The 22,082-nt window shown below is 53.7% G+C and carries 19 protein-coding genes; 5 read left to right on the top strand and 14 right to left on the bottom strand.

Annotated features, from left to right (window positions below; translation table 11 throughout):
• Positions 1–75: 75 nt before the first annotated feature.
• Together MHH82_RS08615 and arfA are read right to left on the bottom strand one after the other, a co-directional pair.
• Positions 76–1,404, bottom strand: a complete 1,329-nt coding sequence (locus tag MHH82_RS08615; RefSeq protein WP_145035239.1) for an ABC transporter substrate-binding protein — start codon at positions 1,402–1,404, stop codon at positions 76–78.
• A 161-nt stretch (positions 1,405–1,565) separates the two neighbouring features.
• Positions 1,566–3,065: an arabinosylfuranosidase ArfA gene (gene arfA / locus MHH82_RS08610; protein WP_340969867.1), complete on the bottom strand. Its 1,500-nt coding sequence runs from the start codon at positions 3,063–3,065 to the stop codon at positions 1,566–1,568.
• Positions 3,066–3,474: 409 nt separating this feature from the next.
• On the opposite strand from arfA, the gene MHH82_RS08605 reads away from it, so the two are divergent.
• Positions 3,475–4,392 carry an ArsR/SmtB family transcription factor gene (locus MHH82_RS08605; protein ID WP_009590874.1) on the top strand — a complete coding sequence of 306 codons (918 nt, stop codon included), beginning with the start codon at positions 3,475–3,477 and terminating at the stop codon, positions 4,390–4,392.
• Between the two features lie 141 nt (positions 4,393–4,533).
• Here MHH82_RS08605 and MHH82_RS08600 read toward each other — a convergent pair whose 3' ends face one another.
• From MHH82_RS08600 to MHH82_RS08550, 11 genes are all read right to left on the bottom strand, one after another.
• Positions 4,534–5,739: a sn-glycerol-1-phosphate dehydrogenase gene (locus tag MHH82_RS08600; protein ID WP_340965194.1), complete on the bottom strand. Its 1,206-nt coding sequence runs from the start codon at positions 5,737–5,739 to the stop codon at positions 4,534–4,536.
• A 133-nt stretch (positions 5,740–5,872) separates the two neighbouring features.
• The gene (locus MHH82_RS08595; RefSeq protein ID WP_036666222.1) at positions 5,873–7,543 is read right to left on the bottom strand and encodes a ribulokinase; all 1,671 of its coding nucleotides are present in this window, start codon (positions 7,541–7,543) and stop codon (positions 5,873–5,875) included.
• Positions 7,544–7,588: 45 nt separating this feature from the next.
• Entirely contained in the window at positions 7,589–8,278 is a 690-nt protein-coding gene (gene araD / locus MHH82_RS08590) for an L-ribulose-5-phosphate 4-epimerase (protein WP_015734097.1), read from the bottom strand.
• A 94-nt stretch (positions 8,279–8,372) separates the two neighbouring features.
• The gene (locus MHH82_RS08585; RefSeq protein ID WP_340969864.1) at positions 8,373–9,461 is read right to left on the bottom strand and encodes a GntR family transcriptional regulator; all 1,089 of its coding nucleotides are present in this window, start codon (positions 9,459–9,461) and stop codon (positions 8,373–8,375) included.
• Between the two features lie 101 nt (positions 9,462–9,562).
• Positions 9,563–11,050 (bottom strand): L-arabinose isomerase, encoded by a 1,488-nt coding sequence (gene araA, locus MHH82_RS08580; RefSeq protein WP_340965189.1) that lies wholly within the window; start codon positions 11,048–11,050, stop codon positions 9,563–9,565.
• Positions 11,051–11,314: 264 nt separating this feature from the next.
• The gene (urtE, locus tag MHH82_RS08575; protein ID WP_015734094.1) at positions 11,315–12,010 is read right to left on the bottom strand and encodes an urea ABC transporter ATP-binding subunit UrtE; all 696 of its coding nucleotides are present in this window, start codon (positions 12,008–12,010) and stop codon (positions 11,315–11,317) included.
• Entirely contained in the window at positions 11,988–12,827 is an 840-nt protein-coding gene (gene urtD, locus MHH82_RS08570; protein WP_041621949.1) for an urea ABC transporter ATP-binding protein UrtD, read from the bottom strand. Before urtD ends, urtE begins: the two co-directional genes overlap by 23 nt.
• Positions 12,802–13,890, bottom strand: a complete 1,089-nt coding sequence (urtC, locus tag MHH82_RS08565) for an urea ABC transporter permease subunit UrtC (protein ID WP_340965182.1) — start codon at positions 13,888–13,890, stop codon at positions 12,802–12,804. Before urtC ends, urtD begins: the two co-directional genes overlap by 26 nt.
• Positions 13,891–13,905: 15 nt before the next feature.
• On the bottom strand, positions 13,906–14,811 hold the full coding sequence (urtB, locus tag MHH82_RS08560) for an urea ABC transporter permease subunit UrtB (protein WP_015734091.1): 906 nt from the start codon (positions 14,809–14,811) through the stop codon (positions 13,906–13,908).
• A 58-nt stretch (positions 14,812–14,869) separates the two neighbouring features.
• A complete protein-coding gene (gene urtA / locus MHH82_RS08555) occupies positions 14,870–16,129 on the bottom strand; it encodes an urea ABC transporter substrate-binding protein (RefSeq protein WP_036666230.1) in 1,260 nt (419 codons plus the stop codon).
• Between the two features lie 300 nt (positions 16,130–16,429).
• Positions 16,430–17,326, bottom strand: a complete 897-nt coding sequence (locus MHH82_RS08550; RefSeq protein ID WP_340965179.1) for a glycerophosphodiester phosphodiesterase — start codon at positions 17,324–17,326, stop codon at positions 16,430–16,432.
• Between the two features lie 271 nt (positions 17,327–17,597).
• Between MHH82_RS08550 and kduI the strand changes: the two genes are divergently transcribed.
• From kduI to MHH82_RS08530, 4 genes are all read left to right on the top strand, one after another.
• Positions 17,598–18,431: a 5-dehydro-4-deoxy-D-glucuronate isomerase gene (gene kduI, locus MHH82_RS08545; RefSeq protein WP_009591835.1), complete on the top strand. Its 834-nt coding sequence runs from the start codon at positions 17,598–17,600 to the stop codon at positions 18,429–18,431.
• A gap of 40 nt (positions 18,432–18,471) precedes the next feature.
• Positions 18,472–19,221 carry a DeoR/GlpR family DNA-binding transcription regulator gene (locus tag MHH82_RS08540; RefSeq protein ID WP_015734088.1) on the top strand — a complete coding sequence of 250 codons (750 nt, stop codon included), beginning with the start codon at positions 18,472–18,474 and terminating at the stop codon, positions 19,219–19,221.
• A gap of 89 nt (positions 19,222–19,310) precedes the next feature.
• Entirely contained in the window at positions 19,311–20,063 is a 753-nt protein-coding gene (kduD, locus tag MHH82_RS08535) for a 2-dehydro-3-deoxy-D-gluconate 5-dehydrogenase KduD (RefSeq protein WP_340965175.1), read from the top strand.
• Positions 20,064–20,326: 263 nt separating this feature from the next.
• Positions 20,327–21,211 (top strand): transporter substrate-binding domain-containing protein, encoded by an 885-nt coding sequence (locus MHH82_RS08530; RefSeq protein ID WP_015734087.1) that lies wholly within the window; start codon positions 20,327–20,329, stop codon positions 21,209–21,211.
• Between the two features lie 79 nt (positions 21,212–21,290).
• Here the strand turns inward: MHH82_RS08530 and MHH82_RS08525 are convergent, their stop codons facing one another.
• Entirely contained in the window at positions 21,291–21,923 is a 633-nt protein-coding gene (locus tag MHH82_RS08525; protein ID WP_036666236.1) for a 50S ribosomal protein L25, read from the bottom strand.
• Positions 21,924–22,082: the final 159 nt, after the last annotated feature.

Here is a 22,082-nt window from a genome sequence, read left to right as displayed (position 1 = left end):
TCGACTCCTTTGAATGAGAGCCGCTCACCGACGATCCATGAGCAGCTCTTCGTTTTTGTACCGTATAAGCGAACGTTATTTCAATTCCTGTTCGATTTGCTTCTGGGCGTCATTCAAGGCTTCGGTAATGTCCTTGCCGTCCTCAAAAATCTCGTTGAAGGTGGTTGTGCACAGGACGTTGTTGATGGTGGGCGATGCGGAGGTCGATTTGATTAACCGGATTTCATCCCGGATCTCATTCAGGACATCGAACGGGTTATTGACGAAATATTTCACGAACTGATTCTCGGCATTGTGCGTAACATCCTTCATATCCCAGACGTCCATATTGACCGGATCGAATCCAAGCGTGTTCCAAATTTCTTTATTGGCATCCAGGGACAGTTTGGCGAAGGCCAGAAAATCTTTTGCCAGCTGCACGTCTTTTGCCGTCTTGGTCACGACCGTGCCGGTTCCGCCGCCGCCAACCGACCGGGGCATTCCTTCTTCGATGACCGGAATCGGCGCGATGGCTATTTTCCCCGACAAATCGGACATGTAATTGGTATATCTGGACATTTGCCATAACGGCATGAAAGCCGTGGCATAATTTCCTGCATTAAACTCGCCGTAGGCCTCTTCGGTGTCAGGCTGACCGCCGGCGATGGTCGCGATGACATTGCTGTCCTGCAGATCCTTGAGCAGCGTCATGGCCTTCACCATCGGCTCCGAATTCACGATCGGATTGCCGGAATCGTCGGTCAGATCCGCGCCTTGCTGCGCGAGCAGCATGGAAGCTTGCCAAGCTGCGCTTGTATCGGCCGTCCCCATATACTTGCCTGTTTTTTCATACACCTGGATACCGGCCTTCTTAAAATCCTCCCAAGTCACGATATCCTGATAATTGACCCCGGCCTCCTCCAAAATCTCGGTATTGTAGAAGGCGACGGAAGCTCCGACATGGGTCGGGATGCCGTAATTCACATCCTCCTTGCTGTAAAGGTCGATACGGGATTTCACGATGGTATCCCGGTATGGATCAATGACGTCGTTGAGCGGCTCAAGCTGCGGCGTGCCGGCAAGGAAATCCGGAAACTTCCCAAGCTCGATATCCGCAATGTCGGGGGCACCCGTCCCCGATTGAACCGCGATGGATAATTTGTTATGCATGTCGTCATAAGGCATGACCGTTACGTTCAGCTTGATCTGGCGATCGGGATTCTCCGTGTTCCATTTGCCCAGCATTTTCTCGAAGTGCTGGCCGTGCAGCTCAACAAACGTCCAATACGACAGCTCCGTAGCGCTTTCTCCCGCCCCCCCGTCCAGGACCGAGGTTTCGCCGCCGGCATTGTTCGATTTGCCGCATCCCCACAGGAAGAGCGTCATACATAACACCATGAATACAATCATCCATCTTTTCATCATCTTACTGGACCTCCCTTAATTTTCGTTCATACAAACCTACACTTCGAACATCGGTACTTCTGCTGCTCCTCAGAAATAAAGCGCTTTCATATTATGTGTAATTTGATATGAGTGTTTGGGAGACGGGGCAGCCCAAATCGAGAACCGCCCCCTTGCTGTTATTAGGCTTTTTTCAAGCGGATGACGTTCCATGATGCCTTGGCAAGCCTAGCGTTAACCATACCGTTATCGAGTTTCGCTCCCCCTTGATGATGAGGCTTTACTTTTTCCTCGGATGCGGTGTTCACCGCTTTCAGATCCTCATGCTCCAGCACGATATGCTCCAACAGCCGGTAACCTTCAAAACTGCGAACATCGCATTCGAGCTCCAAGGCTTCCTCCAGATGGCGGTTCACGGCAAAAATCGTAATTTCTTCATCTTCTTCGTTATGAACGACCGCGCTGTCCAGATAAGGAACGTCGGTAAAGTCCTTGGAATCGTATTTCGGCGAGTCGACGATCGGCAGCAGGGATACGCCCCGGCCAAATTTTGAAGCATGAAGATACGGATAAAAGATCGTCTGTTTCCAAGAACGTCCCCCGTTCTCGGTCATGATCGGAGCGATCACGTTCACGAGCTGCGCCAGGCAAGCCATCTTGACCCGGTCCGCATGGCGCAGGAACGTGATCAACATGCTGCCCACAAGAATCGCATCCTCGAAGTTGTATACATCCTCCAGCTGAGGGGGAGCGATGCTCCATGGATCAATCTGCCTGTCGGCGTCATTAGAATGATACCAAACATTCCACTCATCAAAGCTCAGATACATCGTCTTTTTGCTGCGTTTCTTGGCCTTGATGTAATCGCAGGTGGATTTCACCGTATGAATAAAGTGGTCCATATCGAGCGTAAGTGCCAAGTAATTGGCGGTATCGTTATTACGGTTGCCGTAATATTGATGCAGGGATATGTAATCGACCGCCTCATACGTATGATCCAGCGTTACGGCTTCCCATTCAGGGAATGTCGGCATGCCCGTGCTCGAGCTTCCGCAGGAAACCAGCTCGATGGTCGGGTCGACGAGCCGCATGGCTTTTGCCGTCTCTAGCGCAAGCCGGCCGTACTCTTCGGACGTCTTGTGTCCGATCTGCCAAGGTCCGTCCATCTCGTTGCCGAGGCACCAGGTCTTGATCTTGTGCGGCTGTTCATAACCATGGCGGCGACGCAGGTCGCTCCAATACGTGCCTCCCGGATGGTTGGTGTATTCCAGCAAGTTTCTGGCGGCATCGATCCCCCGCGTCCCCAGATTCACGGCCATCATGACATCCGAGCCTACTTCCTTGGCCCAGGATATAAACTCATTCGTGCCGACATCGTTCGGCTCCAGCGTTCTCCAAGCCAGCTCCAGCCGTTTTGGCCGTTCGGCAACAGGCCCCACGCCATCTTCCCAGTTATACCCCGAAACGAAATTCCCGCCGGGATACCTGATAATCGGGACGTCCAGCTCCTTGATCAATTCCTTTACGTCATTCCGAAAACCATCCGCATCCGCGGTTTCATGGCCTGGCTCGTAAATCCCGCCATATACTGCGCGGCCTAGGTGTTCAATGAATGAACCATAAATGCGGTTATCAACTTGCGCGATCCAAAACGACTTATCCACGATCATTCGTGCTTTCATGTTCTCAGCTGCCAAGTTCTTCACCTTCCGTTTGATATAATTGTAAAACAATTCAAATATAATTAAATGAATTCGTTTTCAGATTTAAAATATCATATGAGGGGGTCTCTGTAAATATACAAATGTAAAATGATTTATATAAATAAAAAATAAATTTTCATGATCAAAAAAAACAGTGCATTTTCTGTCGGAAATAGCCGAAATTACTTGTTTTTCGCAATCCTAATTTAATATAATCCTCAAATAAAAGCGTTTTCAGCATCGATTTTATTGTTACACGCACAAGTTTTCTGAAGATTTTGAACGCATCTTTATTTCACGCTCATATTGATTTATAATTATTTGAAATAAACGTTTGCAAACATCCCATCCTTATAAATCCCTTAATCGGAAGAAGGTTTGAAATAAGATGATCTACATTAAAGATTTAATGAGCGGACTTGATATCTTTAAAGCGCTCAGCTCCGAGATCCGCATTCAAATTTTGGAGCTGCTGGCCAAGAATCAAAGCCTGAACCTGAATGATCTCGCAAACAGGCTGAACCTCAGCAATGGCGCCATTACCATGCATATCAAGAAGCTGGAGGAAAGCGGCCTGATCGAAATCCATACCACGGGCGGGAAGCATGGCATCCAGAAGATCTGCTATCTGAATAAAGACACCTTGATGGTCGATTTGCGAAGCAAGGATATCAATAATCTGTACGAGGTGGAAATTCGGGTCGGCCATTACAGCGACTACCAAGCCATCCCGACCTGCGGACTTGCGACCAAGGACAGCATCATCGGGGATTTCGACGATCCGCGCTATTTCGCCGATCCGGAGCGCATCAATTCGGAGATTATTTGGCTGACCGAAGGTTTCCTGGAATATCGGATCCCGAATTATTTGAAATCCAACCAATCGTTCCGCGAGATCCAATTCTCCTTGGAGCTGGGGTCAGAAGCACCGGGACATTGCGATAATTACCCGTCGGATATTTTCTTTTACGTCAACGGGATCGAAATCGGCAGCTGGACAAGTCCGGGGGATTTCGGGGACAAACGCGGTACCTTCAACCCTGAATGGTGGCCACCCCACTTGAACCAATACGGCATGCTGAAGCTCATCCGAATTAATAAAGAAGGCAGCTTTATCGACGGGTGCCGCATTTCGGATGTCGGTTTGGACCAAATACAGCTCGATTACAAGAGCGAGCTTACCTTCAGGATTGCCGTTAACGAGCAGTCGGTGAATAAACGAGGCTTAACCATTTACGGCAAGCATTTCGGAAACTACAGTCAAGATCTGTTGGCCCGCGTGCTGTATGATGTGAAGGAAGGATAAGGGAACGAACGCAAAAAAGGACTCTCTATGGTCATTCGATCATGTAGAGGCCTTTTTTAGCTAAACGGAATACCTTCTATAACCTTATCAGCAAGCCCATTCTTTAGGGCGGCGGACGGACATGGCCCGCTCTCTGCTTTGCTATCTGTATGAAGTCACAGGTTGTCCTGCCCCGTCAGCCTCGTTCAGTGCCCTCAGGATGGTATGACGGTCGCGCAGCTTATGCGCCTCCCGCAGGCACTCCCCGAACAGCTCCTCATCAATGCCAAGCTCCTCCAGGCTGGAAGGACCTCCCGCTTGCCGCAGCAGCCCGGCGATCTCCTCCTTCGAAGGAACCTTCCGAAGCCACTCCCGAACCTGATCTCCATACGTCTCCCAAAGCTTGGGCTCGGCATAAGGATACACTCCTTGATCAGCCGCAGCATGGTAAAGGCTCGATATCTCGCTGCAGGCAACCCCTACCTTGGCGCCATGAAGCAGCGCCCGGTTGCCGCGGCGCAAGTACTCCATCTCCCAGTAATGCGACAAATGATGCTCTGCCCCGGAGGCAGGATGGGACTGCCCGAACAGCAGCATCGCGATCCCGGATTCAATCAAAGCCGTCATCAGAATGCGGATGCCTTCCTCCGTGCGCTGGCCGATGGCCTCCACGTGCTGGATGCAAGATTCCAGTGCCCGCTCCGTGATTTCTGCCACTTGGCCATCATAGGGCTCGCCGGCCGTGGTCGAGGAGAATCTCCAATCCAGCAGCGACGTATATTTGCCTAGCATATCGCCAAACCCCGCCGCTATAAGCGGCTGCGGCGCTTTCGCAAGGATATCCGGGTCGGCGAATATGGCGATGGGAGCCGTTGCCGCATAGGTCTGCTTGACCCCCCGAACCACGATCGGCGCGCCGGCCGAAGTAAAGCCGTCTACCGAAGGTGCCGTAGGTACAGAGACGAAAGGCTTCCCGCACCGATGAGCGACAAAGCGGGTAATGTCATGAAGGGTACCGGATCCGGCAGCGATGAGGCATCCTGTCCGCTCTGGCTCCACCTCGATAAAAAGCTGCGTCAGCGAGCGTTCATCCGCCACCACGTCGCCTAACTCATCAGGCTTGATCAAGCACAGCCGGGGCTGCAGACCTTCCGCTTCCAGCCGCTCCATCAGCGTTTGACCCGCAGCTTCATACGTATTCGCATCGGCCACCACGATCGGTGAATTGAGGCCCTGCCGTTTAAGGTACGCGGGCACAGCTGAAATAGCGCCGGGCTCCAGCACCATCGTTTCAAGTCCGCGGAACGCCGGCCGGACTTCCCTCATTCGGCTCATTAAACCTTTTGCTTCGTTCAAATAATCCGTCATGCAGCTCCTCCCCTTTCATCCCATCCCATGTTGACGATCCAAGCATCTGGTCTATATTTGTCTCGAAGGACGTCCCGCCCTCTATATGCTGGGCGGTCCGGTCCTCTTCTGGTCTTGCGCTTGCCCCGCCAGCCTATTCTGCCGTCTGCTTAACCCGCTTCAGCCGTTTCATGACGTCGTTTTCCCCGCGGCCGAAATAATCATGCAGCTTGCTGTATTCCTGATACAGCTGCTCATACACTTCCACATGCTCCGGTATCGGCTTGAAGGTCTCTTCCTTCACCCGTGCCATCTTCTCGGCCGCATCGATAATGGAATCATATCCGCCTTTCGCCTGACCCGCCGCCACTGCGGCGAACATCGCGGCACCAAGCGCCGGCGTCTGTTTGGAATCAGCCACATAGATTTCGCGATTGGTAACGTCCGCATAAATCTGCATCAGGAGACGATTCTTTTGCGGCAGTCCGCCGCATGCATAAAGAACGTCCACAGCCACGCCGTTCTCGTGAAAGGCGTCCACGATTTTGCGCGTGCCGAAAGCCGTCGCCTCCAGCAAGGCGCGATAGATTTCCTGCGGCTTCGTCAACAGCGTCATCCCTAACATCAACCCGGTCAGATCCGTATCCACCAGCACCGAGCGGTTGCCGTTCCACCAATCCAGTGCAAGCAATCCGGTTTGACCCGGCTTATAGGCAGCCGCTTCTCGCTCAAGCCATTGATGCACGCCGATTCCTTCCTCGGACGCAGCTTCTTTTACATACGCGGGAAGTGCTTCCTCGACGTACCATTCAAAAATATCGCCTACTGCCGATTGCCCGGCTTCATAACCGTATAATCCGGGAATGATGCCGTCCTCGACGACGCCGCACATCCCTTCGACCTGCTTCTCTTCCGTGCCGAGCAGCATATGGCAGATCGAGGTCCCCATGGCCATGACCAGCTTGCCCGGTGTTACGACGCCGACCGCCGGTACCGCGGCATGCGCGTCAACGTTGCCGACGGCCACGGCAATGCCAGGCGTTAAGCCCATCATTTCCGCCATCTTCTCGGTCAAGCCGCCGGCGCTGCTCCCGAGGGGACGGACCTCTCCGCGCAGCTTCGTATCGGCCAGATCCTCCAATCTGGGATCCAGCGCTTTAAAGTAATCCTTGCTTGGATATCCGTCCTGCTTATGCCATATCGCCTTGTAACCAGCCGTACAGCTGTTGCGGACAATATGGCCGGTCATTTGGGAGATGACCCAATCCGTGGCCTCCAGGAACCGATCCGCGCGTTCATAGATGGCCGGTGCCTCGTCAAGAATCTGCCAGACTTTGGCTATCATCCATTCGGATGAGATCTTCCCGCCGTAACGGGGCAAAAAAGCTTCTCCGCGCTCAGCGGCGATCGCGTTGATCTTGTCTGCTTCCGGCTGGGCCGCGTGATGCTTCCACAGCTTAACCCAGCTGTGCGGCTGATCGGCCAGCTCCGGGTGGAAGCAGAGCGGTTCGCCAAGCTCGTCAACCGGCAGCATGGTGCAAGCCGTAAAATCGATGCCGATGCCGATCACATCCGCCGGATCAATGCCGGATTGCCGGATGACGGCAGGCACCGATACCTGCAGAACCTCCAGATAATCCCCCGGATGCTGAAGCGCCCAGTCATGCTCCAGCCGCTTTCCGGAACCCGGCAGAAACTCATCAATAACATGGTGCCGATAAGGCGTTACATGATCCGCCACTTCCTGCCCGTTCGCCAGATTAACCAATACCGCACGTCCGGACTGCGTTCCGTAATCGACACCAATGGTGTATTTATTCCCCATCTCATTTCCTCCTACCGATGAAATCATGAATGATGAATATATGCGTTACTTTTGACCGTAATAAGCATTAACTCCATGCTTCCGCAAAAAATGGCGATCCAGCAGCGTCTGATCCATCGGTTCGGTTTCGGGATTGATCTGCTGCATCCGGGCTGCAATCTTGGCGCACTCCTCCAGCACCACCGCATTATGCACGGCGTTATGGGCATCCTTGCCCCACACGAACGGCGCATGGGAATGCACAAGCACCCCGGGCACCATGTTCGGATCCAGATCCGTGAATCGTTCAACGATGACATTGCCCGTCTCCAGCTCGTAGGCCCCTTCGATTTCTTCCCGGGTCATGGGCCGCGTAACCGGAATCTCCCCGTAAAAATAGTCGGCATGCGTCGTTCCGTAAGCAGGCAGCGCGCGACCCGCCTGAGCCCAGCTCGTTCCCCATGGCGAGTGGGTGTGCACAATCCCGCCGATCTCCTTAAAGTTCTGATACAGCACCAGATGAGTCGGGGTGTCGGAGGAAGGGCGCAAATCCCCTTCAACGACATTTCCCTTCAAATCCAGCACGACCATGTCGTCCGCTTTTAAATCCTCGTACGGCACGCCGCTCGGCTTAATGACAAACAGTCCCCGTTCACGGTCGATGCCGCTGACGTTTCCCCATGTAAAGGTGACGAGCCCGTACTTCGGAAGCTCCAGATTCGCCTCAAGCACCTGCTGCTTCAAATCCTCCAACATGAACAACCGCTCCTCTCCAGCCTTTGAAAATATAGTTGTACGTACAAGTTGGCAAGCAAGGGTCCGAAATATCGGACCTTAAACTCCCTATTCTCTATCGTTTGTCCACCGATTCTCTCTCCACAAGCTCCGGTTGATAAACCGTATCCTCAAATACGGTATGATGCTCGATCATGCTGATCAACTGCCTGGCCGCCATGATCCCCATCTCCGTCTTCGGGTGGGTCATCGTCGTCAGCTTCACGCCGGAAGCAACGGCTAGGGTGGAATCATCGAAACCGACCATGGACACGTCCTGCGGAATTTGCAGCCCGCATTCCCCGGCCGCCTCCGCCAAAGACACGGCCAGCTCGTCGTTATAACATACGAATCCCGTCGGCCGCTGCCCGATCGGCTGCTTCAGCAATTGGACGGCCTGTTCATAAGGGAAACGGCCCTTCTGTTCCGTTGTATACGTAACCACCCGTTCCGGCGAAACGGGGATGCCCGCCTCCCGATGCGCCCGCAAGAAGCCCTTCAGCCGGTTTACGCCCTGAAGGTCGTCCCGCTTGAAGAATCCGGCAATCGCCGAATGGCCGTTCTCGATCAAATGCCGCGTGGCCTTGTAACCGCCAAGCTCATCGTCCAGCTTAAGGCAAGGGCATTCCAGTTCCCGATACTTCTCGTTGATCATCAGAAACGGAATCCCCTTCTCCTGCAGGGACAGGAAATATGTCAGATTCGGATTGCCCTCCGCGCTCTTGGTCGGCTCGATAATCAGCCCGCTCAGCGGCTGGCTGGTCATGAGCTGAAGGCTCTCCATCTCCTTCTCCTTGTTGTTGTCGGTGCTGGAGAGCAGCAGGCGGTATCCCTTGCTGCGCAGCTCCGCCTCCGCTCCCCTGACGATATGCGGGAAAATATAATCCGAGATGTACGTCGTCATGATGCCGATCGTCTTGACCTGCTCGCTTTCCCGCCGCTCCGGATTGCGGGCAAAGGTTCCTTTGCCTTGAATCCGTTCGAGCCAGCCTTCCTTCTCCAGCTCGCCGAAGGTTTGGCGGACCGTCTGGCGGCTTACGCCGAACTGGTCCGCGATTTCATGCTCCGAAGGAACCTGTTTGCCTGCTTGAAGCCGGCCGGATTCAAACCACGAGAGCAGTTCGTTTTTTAATACAATATATTTGGGTATCCGTCTATTATTCATCATTCACCTCTAGCCTCACGCACTCATTATATTAGGATCCCCTACAATCCTAAGCTATCTCGCTATTGTAACACAGGCCAGGCGAATGCCGACAGAACCAGTTACCGCAGACGGTATGCGGCTTCGCTCCAGCGGAGCTCGTTCTTGAAGCGCGGTATCGTTGTATCCTTGTCGATAATGACCGCTTCAATGCCGGCCATCTCCGCCCAATCGCTTAAGTGTTCGGCCGTCATGGCATAAGAGAGAACGGTATGGTGCGCGCCGCCGGCCAAAATCCACGCTTCCGCAGATTCGCGAAGGGATGGCTGCGGCTTCCACAGCACGCGGGCCACCGGCAGCTTCGGCATCGGCTGCTCCACCTTGACGCCGTCCACCACATTCACCAGCAGTCTGAAGCGGTGCCCGAGATCAATCAGGGAAGCATTGACGGCAGGGCCGTCTTGGCCGTTAAACACGAGTCGCGCCGGATCCCCCTTGCCTCCAATCCCGAGCGGATGAACCTCAAGCGTGGGTTTATTCAGCGCGATGGTCGGGCATACCTCCAGCATGTGCGATCCGAGAATCATATGATTTCCCGGCTCGAAATGATAGGTGTAGTCCTCCATGAAGGATGTGCTTTTATTGTCTGCAAGCACCTTCAACACGCGTGTCAGGGCCGCTGTTTTCCAATCGCCTTCCCCGCCGAAACCGTAACCGGACTCCATCAAGCGCTGCACGGCGAGTCCCGGGAGCTGTTTCATTCCGTGCAGATCCTCGAAGGTCGTCGTGAATGCACCGAAGCCGCCTTCCTCGAGGAAACGGCGAAGCGCAATCTCGATCCGGGCTTGGTACGCAATCGAATCGCGCACGGGACCGTCGCTAAGCCCTTCTTTGGTAATCGAATACGACTCCGCGTATTCGTTCAGGAGCGCCTTGACCTCTTCATCGCCGACTTCGTTCATGGACTGCACAAGGTCGCCGATGCCGTAACCGTTCACGGACCAGCCAAGCTTGATTTGCGCCTCCACTTTGTCCCCTTCGGTTACCGCTACCTGACGCATATTGTCGCCGAAGCGGGCCACCTTCAGCCTGCGGCTTTCGGCATAGGCCGCGGCAGTCCGCATCCAGCCGGCAATGCTGCCGCGAACCTCCCCGTCTTCCCAGTGGCCCACGACGACCTTGCGTGCGATGCCCAGACGAGCACCGATATGGCCATACTCGCGGTCGCCGTGAGCGGACTGGTTCAGGTTCATAAAGTCCATATCAATCGTTTCCCAAGGAATGTCCCGGTTGAACTGGGTATGGAAATGAAGAAGCGGCTTCTGCAACTGGGATAGGCCCGCGATCCACATTTTTGCCGGGGAGAACGTGTGCATCCACGTCATGATGCCTGCGCAGGACTCATCGTTGTTAGCCTCAAGAATCAGGTTGTATATTTCATCGGGTGTCGTTACGATCGGCTTGAATACAATGGGGTACGTAAATACAGGATCTTTGTCAAACTCCGTTGCCACGATGCGGGAGTGCTCGGCGACCTGCTCCAGCGTTTCGGGACCATACAAGTGCTGGCTTCCGGTGACAAACCAAAAAGAATGCGGTTTCAAATTCATGATTATAACGCCTCCTGTACGAATGATTGCTCACTAACTTGTACATACCTTTACATATAAATGAATGTGAATCAAATACATGTACGTACAAGTTGAATCACTCACATTCTACCCCCGCATCTCCAAAATAGCAAGATCAAAATAAAATAAAATAAAAAAAGAGCTGCCCCTATAGGTAACAACGAACCCATAGAGACAACCTCTATCATTCAAATCTCATTGACGGTCTACCTCCAAATGCGAACCAGCTTTCATGAAAACTCTTTAGACCGTCAAATAATGCTCGAACTGCTCTATATTGATGGCATCCTGCACCCCTTCGGCTACGATCGTCCCTTTATCCATGACATAGATATAATCGGCCACGCTTCGGACGAATTCGATGCTCTGCTCCACCAGAATGACCGACGTTTCTCCTTTGGCTTTGATCCCGCGGATGACGTCTTGAATTTCCTCCACGATGGAAGGCTGGATTCCTTCGGTCGGCTCGTCGAGCAGCAGCACCTTGGGCCGGGAGGCAAGCGCCCTCGCGAAAGCAAGCTGCTGCTGCTGTCCTCCGCTTAGATCACCGCCTTGGCGGTGATACATTTGCGGCAGTACAGGAAACAAGGCTAACACATCCTCCGGGAATGTCTTCGTACGAGGCACGCATGGCTCAAGGCCGAGCAGCAGATTCTCTTTTACAGTGAGTTGGGGGAAAATCTCGCGCCCTTGCGGGACATACCCGATCCCGCCTCTTGCTCTCTTTACGGAATCCCAGCCGGTAACCTCCTGCTCGCCAAGGCTCATCCGCCCCTGCCGGATTTTCAATTGCCCGGTTATCGTTCGCATCAGCGTGGTTTTCCCGACTCCGTTACGCCCAACCAGGCATACGATCTTTGCGGGGTCCACGACCATGGACACGCCGCGCAGGACGGTACTCTCCCCATAACCCGATTCAATGCCCTGCAGCTTGAGCATTCGCCTCCCTCCTTTTTCCAAGGTAAACCTCGGCCACCAGCGGATCGCGCTGAATCTCCTGCATGGACCCTTCCTTCAGCAGTTTCCCTTCATGCATGACGGTAACCTTGGCGGCAAAAGAGCGTACAAACTCCATGTCGTGCTCGACAACAACGACTGAGCATTCCTTAGCGATGCCTTGAAGGAGCTCGCCGGTCTTCATCGTTTCCTCGTCCGTCATTCCCGCTACCGGTTCATCCAGCAGCAGCAGCCGCGGCTTCTGAAGCAGCAGCATGCCGATCTCCAGCCACTGCTTCTCTCCATGCGACAGGGACCCTGCCCGAACATGAAGCCGATCGGGAAGTCCGATCAATTCCAGCACCTTCTTCATCTCAAACGTAGTGCATCGATTTCTCCTGACCTTCAGCGCCCGGAGCACGCTTCGGTCCGAATCGACGGTCAGCTCCAGGTTTTCCTTGACGCTCAGGTTGGGGAATATCGACGGTGCCTGGAATTTCCGGCCCACGCCGAGACCCGCGATTTCATAGTCCCGCTTCCTCGTAATCTCAAGACCGTCGCCGAGCAGCACCCGCCCCGCCCCAGGCTTAGTCTTTCCGCAGATCACATCCAGCATCGTCGTCTTCCCTGCCCCGTTCGGGCCGATCAGAAAATGCAGCTCATGCTGGCGAAGCGCCAGATTCATGCCGTTTACCGCTACAAACCCGCCAAAGGCCACCGTTATATTTTCCGCGGACAGCACGGTGGGCGACATGCCGATGCCCCTGACCTCCCCATGTGCGGCTAGCGAAACATCAGCTCTCTTTGCGTACGGCTGCATGGACAGTCCCTCCTCTTTTGGATAATGACGAAGCCGCCTTGCTCCACAACCCGGTCAACCCTTTCGGCATCAAGACCACAACAATGACAAACAAAGCGCCCAATACCAGCAGCCACCCTTCGGGATAAGCTTCGCTGATCCCGGTCTTGGCCGCGTTCAGCAGCACGGCGCCGATTATGGCGCCGATCAGCGTTCCCCTGCCGCCAAGCGCGACCCAGAGCACCATTTCAATAGACGGGACGATGCCCATCATGGACGGCGAAATAATGCCGACCTGAAGGACAAACAGCATGCCTGCTAGCCCGGCCAGGCCCCCCGATACGGCAAACGCAAAGGTTTTGTAGCGGGAAGGATCAAATCCCAGAAACCGTACCCGGTTCTCCCCATCCCTCGACGCTTCCAGCACCTGGCCCACGCGGCTGTTCACAATTCTTCTGCATAGAATATAGGCTCCTGCCAAAGCGGCCAGCGTAATAAAATACAATCCTATTTTCGTGGAGGGCGCATTCAGGTTAAATCCCAAAATGGAGCTGTAGCCCGTAAGCCCGTTCGTGCCCCCCGTCCACTCCTGCTTGCCGACAAACAGCGTAACCACGATCATGACCAGGGCCTGCGTCAGAATCGTAAAATACACGCCGACGATCCGGTTGCGGAACGTAAAGAATCCGAGTATCAACGCTAAGAGGGCAGGCAGCAGCATCCCGAGTATCAAGGCCGCCGGGAACGATCGGAACGGCTCCCAGAACCAGGGCAGGAACGCCACCCCGCTCCATCCCATAAAATCAGGCAGGGCCGAGCCGCTGGCGTCCAGCTTCAGGTACATGGCCATGGCATAAGCGCCCAGCCCGAAGAACACGCCATGTCCAAGGCTCAGAATGCCGCCGTATCCCCAGATCAGGTCAAGCCCGACCGCCAGGATCGCCAAAGCCAAAAATTTCGTTAGCAATCCGAGGCGAAAAGGCGTCGTGAACAAGGGGGCCAAACACATCAGGAGCAGCACCGCGCTCCATAGAATCCGTTTCGATCGGCCGCCGGGGTTTCCTGTCAACCATTTCAGCACCATGCATTCCCCTCCTCTCTAATCCAAACTGCGCGTTCGCAGCGCGACGAGCCCGCGAGGCTTCCACTGCAGGAAAGCCACGATGCAGGCGAACACCAGCACTTTGCCGATGGATGCCGAAGTATAGGTCTCAAACAGCGTGTTGAACACGCCGATGCCCAGCGCTCCGGCAACCGTGCCGACCAGCTTTCCGACGCCGCCCAGCACCACCACCATGAAAGCATCGACGATATAGTAGGTTCCGATCGAGGGTCCGATCGGGCCGAGCAGCGTCAATGCGCAGCCCGCAATACCGGCGATGCCCGAGCCGATCGCAAACGTCAGTCCGTCCACGCGCCGGGTCGAAATGCCGAGACAACCGGCCATGCTTCGGTTCTGCATCACCGCCCGCATTCTTCGGCCTTGAACCGTTCTGTAAATATAGAGATACATCGCCGTCAGGACGACGGCCACGAGCAATACAATGAACAGCCGCTTGTAAGGAAGGATGATGCTTGAGGTGATCGCAAGCCCGCCGTTCAGCCAGGAAGGGCTGGTTACGGCCACGTTCGGTGCGCCGAAGATGAACCTTGCGATCTGCTGCAGCATCATCCCGACGCCCCATGTGGCGAGCAGACTATCCAGCGGTCTGCCGTACAAATGGCGGATAAGCACCGTTTCAAGCAGCCAGCCGACCGCGGCGGCAACCATGAAGGATACTAACAATGCGGCGATGAAATAGGTATCGAACCACGATTTCGGCATATAAGCGGAGAACAAACCTTGGGTAACGTACGTGGAATAAGCGCCGATCATAATCAGCTCGCCATGGGCCATATTAATGACATTCATTAAGCCGAACGTTACCGCCAAACCGAGCGCGATCAATAATAATATCGAGCTGACGCTCAGTCCGTTAAACACCTGCAGGATCGTCATATCCATCCGGGGTGAACCTCCTTTCACGAAAGGCCCGCAGGCCTTTCATGCATGAGATGAAGTTTTATTCGCCGCTCAAACCTTTTGCCCAATCGTATGTTTTCAGATAGGGGTCCGGTTTGACGGGTTCGCCCGAGTTCCAGAGCTCCTTGAACTGTCCGTCAGCCTGCACTTCGCCGATGCGCACCGTTTTATGAATATGCTGATTGTCGCCATCGATGGTCACTTTGCCTTCGGGGGCGGCGAACTCAATGCCTTTGGCCGCTTCCTTCACCTTCTCCACGTCCGTGGTTCCCGCCTTCTCTACCGCAGCCTTCCACAAATACACCGCGGTATAACCAGCCTCGATCGGGTCGGCCGTGACCCGGTCAGCGCCGTATTTCGCTTTGTATTTATCAACAAAAGCTTTGTTTTCCGGAGTATCCGTGGACTGATAGTAGTTCCAGGCTGCCAGATGGCCCTCCAGGATATCGGCGCCGATGCCGCGGATTTCCTCCTCCGCTACGCTTACGGACAGCGTGGTCATATCCTTGGAGGTAATGCCCGCATCCTTCAGCTGCTTGAAGAAGGCCACATTACTATCGCCGTTCAGCGTGTTATAGACGATATCGGGTTTCGCCTCTTTGATCTTGGCTATAATCGTGCTGAAATCGGTGTGGCCCAGCGGCGTGTATTCCTCTCCCGCCAGCTCGCCGCCCTCGGCCGTCAGCTGGGCCTTAATGATCTTGTTGGCCGTTCTTGGGAACACATAATCGGAGCCGAGCAGAAACATTTTTTTGCCGCGGTTCTCGAGCAGCCAGGACACCGAAGGCACGATTTGCTGATTGGTTGTTGCGCCCGTATAGAAAATGTTAGGTGAGGATTCCAACCCTTCATATTGAACCGGATAAAACAAAAGACCGTGGTTTTGTTCGAAAACAGGGAGCATGGCTTTCCGGCTGGCGGAGGTCCAGCCTCCGAACACGGCGGCAACCTTATCCTGCTGCAGCAATTTGCCCGCCTTCTCCGCGAAGGTCGGCCAATCCGAGGCACCGTCCTCGATCACCGGTTCGATTTGCTTGCCGAGCACGCCGCCGGCCGCATTGATCTCTTCGATCGCAAGCATCTCGGCATCCTTAACGGATACCTCGCTGATCGCCATCGTTCCGCTGAGCGAGTGAAGAATGCCGACCTTGATCGAATCGCCTGCGGCTTCTACCGGTGGGCTCCCGTTACCTGCTCCGGCGGTTGGAGCGGTTTCCTTTTCCGTCACGCAGCCTGACATTAAAATGGCGCATAATACAAACGAGGCCCATCCTTTAACGATTACGCTTTGTTTTTTCATTGGTTCCCCACTCCCTTTTTCCGTTTCCGAACATTCCGTCTATAACCTCTCTACTCTGTTCGTTATTCCACATTATAGTTGCCTTATATTTCCTGTGTCAATAATTCTTACATAATTTTATTTCATTTTTTCATTTTTAGTAAAATCGACGTGTGAATCCCCTATTTTGTGTTATATAAAATAACATTAAGTTTGTGATTATATCATGATAGAATGAATTTTCTTTATGATGTGTTATTTTTATTGACGTAAAATAAAAAACAGCCCTTGATTTCTCAAGAGACTGCCGTCGTTCATTATTCATCTGGTCATGTTCCTGTTCGAAATCGTAATCGGCACCCGGTCCGGATAATCCGTAATGATACCGTCCACGTTAATTTGAAGCACGTAAGGTATTTGCAGCATATCCCGAATGGTCCACACCATCGTTTTCATCCCCGATTGATGGATCTTTTGGACCAGACCCTTGGAGACGAGCCTCATCGATATACTCACGTAGTCCGCGTACGCCTTCATATTATCCAGCCGCTGCTTGGATAAGTCGCCCGCACTGGTGATAACCACGCCAAGCGGGATATCGGGCATCAGTTGGCGGAACCGAACCAGCGAGTCCATATCGGCAGACTGAACGATAATCAGGTCCTTGTACCTTAATCCATCAGTCTGGGCGGCATATCTTCTCAAATCGCCAGCAACCTTTTGCTCAATGCCCGGGTACCGGGAGGGCGATTTCAATTCGATCAGCAATCCGATCCGTCCCCCGAAATGCTCAAGCACTTCCGCCAATGTCGGAATGACTTCTCCTTTGAACGACGAATCGTACCACGAACCCGCATCCAGCCGCCGCAGCTCCTCCAAGGTTAGGCCGCCCACTTCACCTTGCCCGTCGGTGGTTCGCTCAACCGTGGAATCATGGATCACCACGACCTCTCCATCCTTGCTCAGCTGAACATCCAGCTCCAGCATATCCGCTCCCATGTCAAACGCTTTGACAAACGAAGCCATCGTATTCTCAGGCGCATAACCCGACGCCCCCCGATGGGCGATATTGACCCAGGACTCGTCGCGTTCATCCCCGGACCTGATCCAGGCCTCTCGTTCCCTGGCATGATGAAATGGATAATGAGGCACGTCGGCTGCCGTCTGGGAACCGGTTACTGCCAGCAGAGCAGCAAAGATAACCATCATTCTTTTCATAGGGCTTCCCATCTCCTAGTCCTGCTTTGTTCGCTTTATAACTTCCTAACTAGCGTTCGTCCGCTCATCCTTTGTCATATCTTCTCAAGCTAATTCTTCCCTTTCCTCCCCCTTTTCAGTCGGTAAAAATGGAGGAAAACGGCTTTTCAAGACTCAACAATCCGTTCATTTTGAATTTTGGCTATTGTAATATGAACGTAAATGGAGTAATTTGTACTTATATGAACATTATGAATGGATTATAAAATGACTCTTAAGGAGATGACATGCAATGGAAAGACGTTATGCCTCACATCCGAATGAAGTGAAACAATTTGACACGGAACGGCTTCGCAAGGAATTCCATATTCCCGTCCTGTTTACGCCCGACAAGCTGGAGCTGGTCCTGACGCATGAAGACCGTTTGATTATCGGGGGTGCCGCACCCGTACGGGAGCAGGTCAAGCTGGATACCGACCTTAAAGAGCTGGGCGTTTCCTCTTTCCTTGAGCGCCGTGAGCTTGGCATCATCAATATCGGCGGACACGGTACCGTCCTGGTTGACGGGACGGAGCATGAGCTGAACAACAAAGAATGCCTGTACGTTGGCATGGGGACCGAAGAGGTCATTTTCCAAAGCACCGATCCGGCCAATCCTGCCAAATTCTATTTGAATTCGGCCCCGGCCCACCAATCGTTCCCGACGGCCAAAGCCACCCTTGAAGAAGCCGATTCCAGCGCTTTGGGCGACATTAAAAATTCCAATGATCGCGTGATCTATCGCTTCATTCATCAAAAAGGCATTCAAAGTGCCCAGCTTGTCATGGGCATGACCCTGCTGAAGGAAGGGAACATGTGGAACACGATGCCTGCCCATACGCATCCAAGACGCATGGAGGCATATCTGTATTTTGACTTGCCGGAGGATGCGGTCGCCATCCATCTGATGGGTGAACCAAGCGAAACGCGCCACATCGTCATGCGCAACGAACAGGCCGTGATTTCGCCTAGCTGGTCGATCCACAGCGGAGTGGGCACAAGCAACTATACCTTTATCTGGGGCATGGCCGGGGACAACAAACGTTATGATGATATGGACCCCGTGTCCATGAAGGATTTAAAATAGAGGGGAATATCCATTAACCCACGGAAGAGTTGAGAACCATATGAACCCGTTACGACGTTATGAAAAAATAATGGAGTACCTTCTAACCCATAAAGAAGTGACCGTCGCCGATTTGAGCCAGCAGCTTCAGGTAACCGGAAAAACCATACGCGAGGATTTGACCAAGCTCGAGGAGCAGGGTCTGATCGTCCGCGTGCACGGCGGAGCCGTGCTGGCACACAGCGACCAATTCGGCATCCTGCCCTCAAAAGAACCGCTGGCCAAGCACCCGGATGAGAAGACCGAAATCGCGCAGAAGGCACTGAAGCATATCAACACGGACGACATCATTGCCCTTGACGGCGGCAGCACCACGCTGGAGATCGCCCGCAGGCTGGAGGATATGCCGTTAACGGTCATTACGAACGATGTCTATATCATCAGCGAGCTGGCAACCAAGAATCATATCCGGCTGGTCGTTCCGGGGGGCTACCGGGTGCGGAACATGCTCGCAGGCCCGGAAGGCGTAGCGTACGTAACGCAGCTGAACATTCAAAAAGCCTTCATATCCGCCACGGGCGTCCATCTTGACCATGGGTTGTCCATCTATACCGGGGATTTGATTCCGTTCAAACGGGCCTTAATCGAAACCTCGGCGGAGGTTTATGCCGTCGTCGATCATCATAAATTCGGTCAGACGGCCTTACGGACTTTTTCATCCTTGCAGGAGATCAGCGGCATCATGACCGATGCGGGACTGTCTCCCGAGACGGTAAAGCAATACGAGGGAGCCGGCGTTACCCTACTGTAACCGCCCGCTTGAGACTCTTACCTCTATAACGAACGGCCTAGTTTCGTACTGCATCCATTTAGCGAACATATGAGAGGGGATAACGGAGCATGAACAGGTTTGATTTATCAGGCAAAACGGCGATCGTCACCGGCTCGGCCCGCGGACTGGGGCAAGGCATCGCCATAGCGCTGGCCGAGGCCGGCGCGGATATCGTTGCCGTGTCCATGAATACAAGCGCCGAAACGATTGAAGCCATCAAGGGATTCGGCAGAAAAGCCTCCGAGATTCGGGTCGATTTAAGCGACCAAAGCAAACTTCAGCAGACCTTTGATCAAGCGCTGGAGCTGACCGGGCATGTGGACATTCTGGTAAACAATGCCGGCATTATCCGCCGGACCCCGGCCAAGGATCACGGCGTGCAGGATTGGCTTGACGTGATCGACTTGAATTTGAACACCGTCTTTTTGCTGTCCCAACTGGCCGGAAGACATATGATTGAACGCGGCAGCGGCAAGATCATTAACATTTGCTCCATGCTGTCCTACCAAGGCGGAATCAATGTGCCTGGTTACACGGCGAGCAAGCATGGCGTTGCCGGCTTAACCAAGGCTTTGGCCAACGAATGGGCAGCCAGCGGCATCCAGGTGAACGGCATTGCTCCCGGTTACATCGAAACCGATAACACGGCAGCCATCCGTCAGGACGAGGATCGCCGTACATCCATTACGGACCGCATTCCGGCCGGACGCTGGGGCAAGCCCGAGGATATCGGAGGCCCTGCCGTGTTCCTCGCTTCCCCCGCTTCGGATTACATGAACGGGCATGTGTTATGCGTGGACGGCGGATGGATGGCCCGTTAACCAAGAAACGGCGTTAGCTTTAAGTCTTGCCGGAGTGAGCTCCAACCGATTCTAGCGATAAGAGGCCTTGCGCTTTCTGCTGCTGCCGCAGCCGGAGGAGGCATGGCCTCTTTTTGTTCGTTTACTCTTACGTTGAATTAGTACACTTTATTATGGCCGGGCACTGACATTTCGCGAATATACGAACCATCCTTTGGGACATGCTAACTTTACGAAATGGGCCTCGAAGGACCGTGAATAAAGAAAGGATGGTTTTTGGAGTCATGCGCGGAACAAAATCGATACGTTATGTCAGTCTTGCCTGCTTGCTTTCTCTCTTCGGTTCCATTGTGCTTAGCGGATGTACGGTGAACAGCAACGACCGGGTCCCGTCCCCGAACATGGGCGTTAATCCATACCGGGTGAACACCGGCTTCCTGCTTCGGAATGCCGTGGAACGCGGAACCCTGCGAATCGCCACGGAACGGGATTATCCCCCTTTCAGTTACCATGGTACAGGCGGAATACTTACGGGATTCGATGTGGAAATTGCTGAAGAGGTTGCCCGTCATATGGAGCTAAAGGCCGAATTCGTTGAGACCGGGTGGGAGAATCTGCTGCCTGGGCTGACGGAAGGCAAATACGACGCCGTCTTCAACCAGATCGAAGACCGGCCGGACCGGCGGGCGCTCTATGATTTTTCCGTCGCTTACTTATCCTCTACCCCCGTCCTCCTGGTTCATTCCTCGGGCAAAGCTCAGATCCGTACCTTTTCGGATATCAAGGGCAAGCGCGTCGGCCTGAACCCAACCGGAATCTATAAGGATATGGCCAAGCGGTACGGAGCGGAAGTGGTCCCGATTAAATATATATCCGACGCCGCTAACAAGCTCGCAAATGGAGACCTGGATGCCGTCATTTCGGACCAGCTATCCGTCACCAACCTAAAGCAGCAGTTCCCGGATATACCGGTCGCTGCCGCCGAATCCGCCGATCAAGTATCCGAGATTTCCGCGGCCTTCGTCAAAGGGAATCCGGATCTCGTGGCGGCCGTGGATAATGCCCTGGCTACCATGCAGCAGGACGGAACGTATTTGACCATATGGAACAAATACTTCGGGGACGCTCCGATCAGTTACAAAGGCATTCATGACCGCAAGGTTAAATAAAGCCATTCCTGCCTTGCGCCAAAAAAAGGCGCTTGCTCTGCTGGATACCAGCAAAGCAAGCGCCTTTTTATCATGCTTATTATGATTCTTCGGTTGTGGCCTCTTCCGCATTCGCTTCCTCAGCGTCCGCTTCACTCTCGGTCTCCGTCGCCTCCACCGCGCGAGGCACGATGACCGTGGCGAGAATTTCCTCTTCCGAAGCGTGTAATGTGATACCCTCCGGCACCTTAAGATCAGCTACCGTGAGCTTGTCCCCAATCTCCAGCGCGGATACATCCGCTTCCAGGGTAGTAGGCAGATCGCCCGGCAAACCCTCCACTTCGATTTCCGTGACCTGGGTTTGCAGGATGCCCCCGGACTTCGTTCCGGCAGCAGTGCCCTGATAATCCACCGGGATGCTGACACGAACCGGCTTGTTCATGGAGATGCGCAGGAAGTCCACATGGGATACGTTGCCGCGTCTCTTCTGAATATCCTTAATCAACACCGGCACTTTGCCAGAGCCCGGAATATCTAGCTGAAACACCTCGGAACGCCCGGTGTGGAACAGCTTCGCCGTATCCTTGAAATCAACAGCTACGGGGATGCTTTCCTCGCCCGCACCGTATACAACACCGGGAAGTCCGCCGCTTTCGCGAAGCTCTCGGCGAGAAGCCCGGGTAAATTCATCACGCACATTGGCTTTCAGTTGAACTGTGTTTCCTTTTGACATGAGTGACATCCTCCTTTATCGAAAACAAAGTCTATCTCATTATTACCCTATTTACCTGCTAACTAATCATGGAATTTCGATGTTTTAAATGACAATGCAGCGGGTAATAAAGAGTACCCCTTTTGAAAATATGTAAATAGGAGCCCTTTCCACCATGGA

The organism is Bacillus sp. FSL K6-6540, from assembly GCF_038007545.1.
This window is presented reverse-complemented; position numbering and strand designations above follow the sequence as displayed.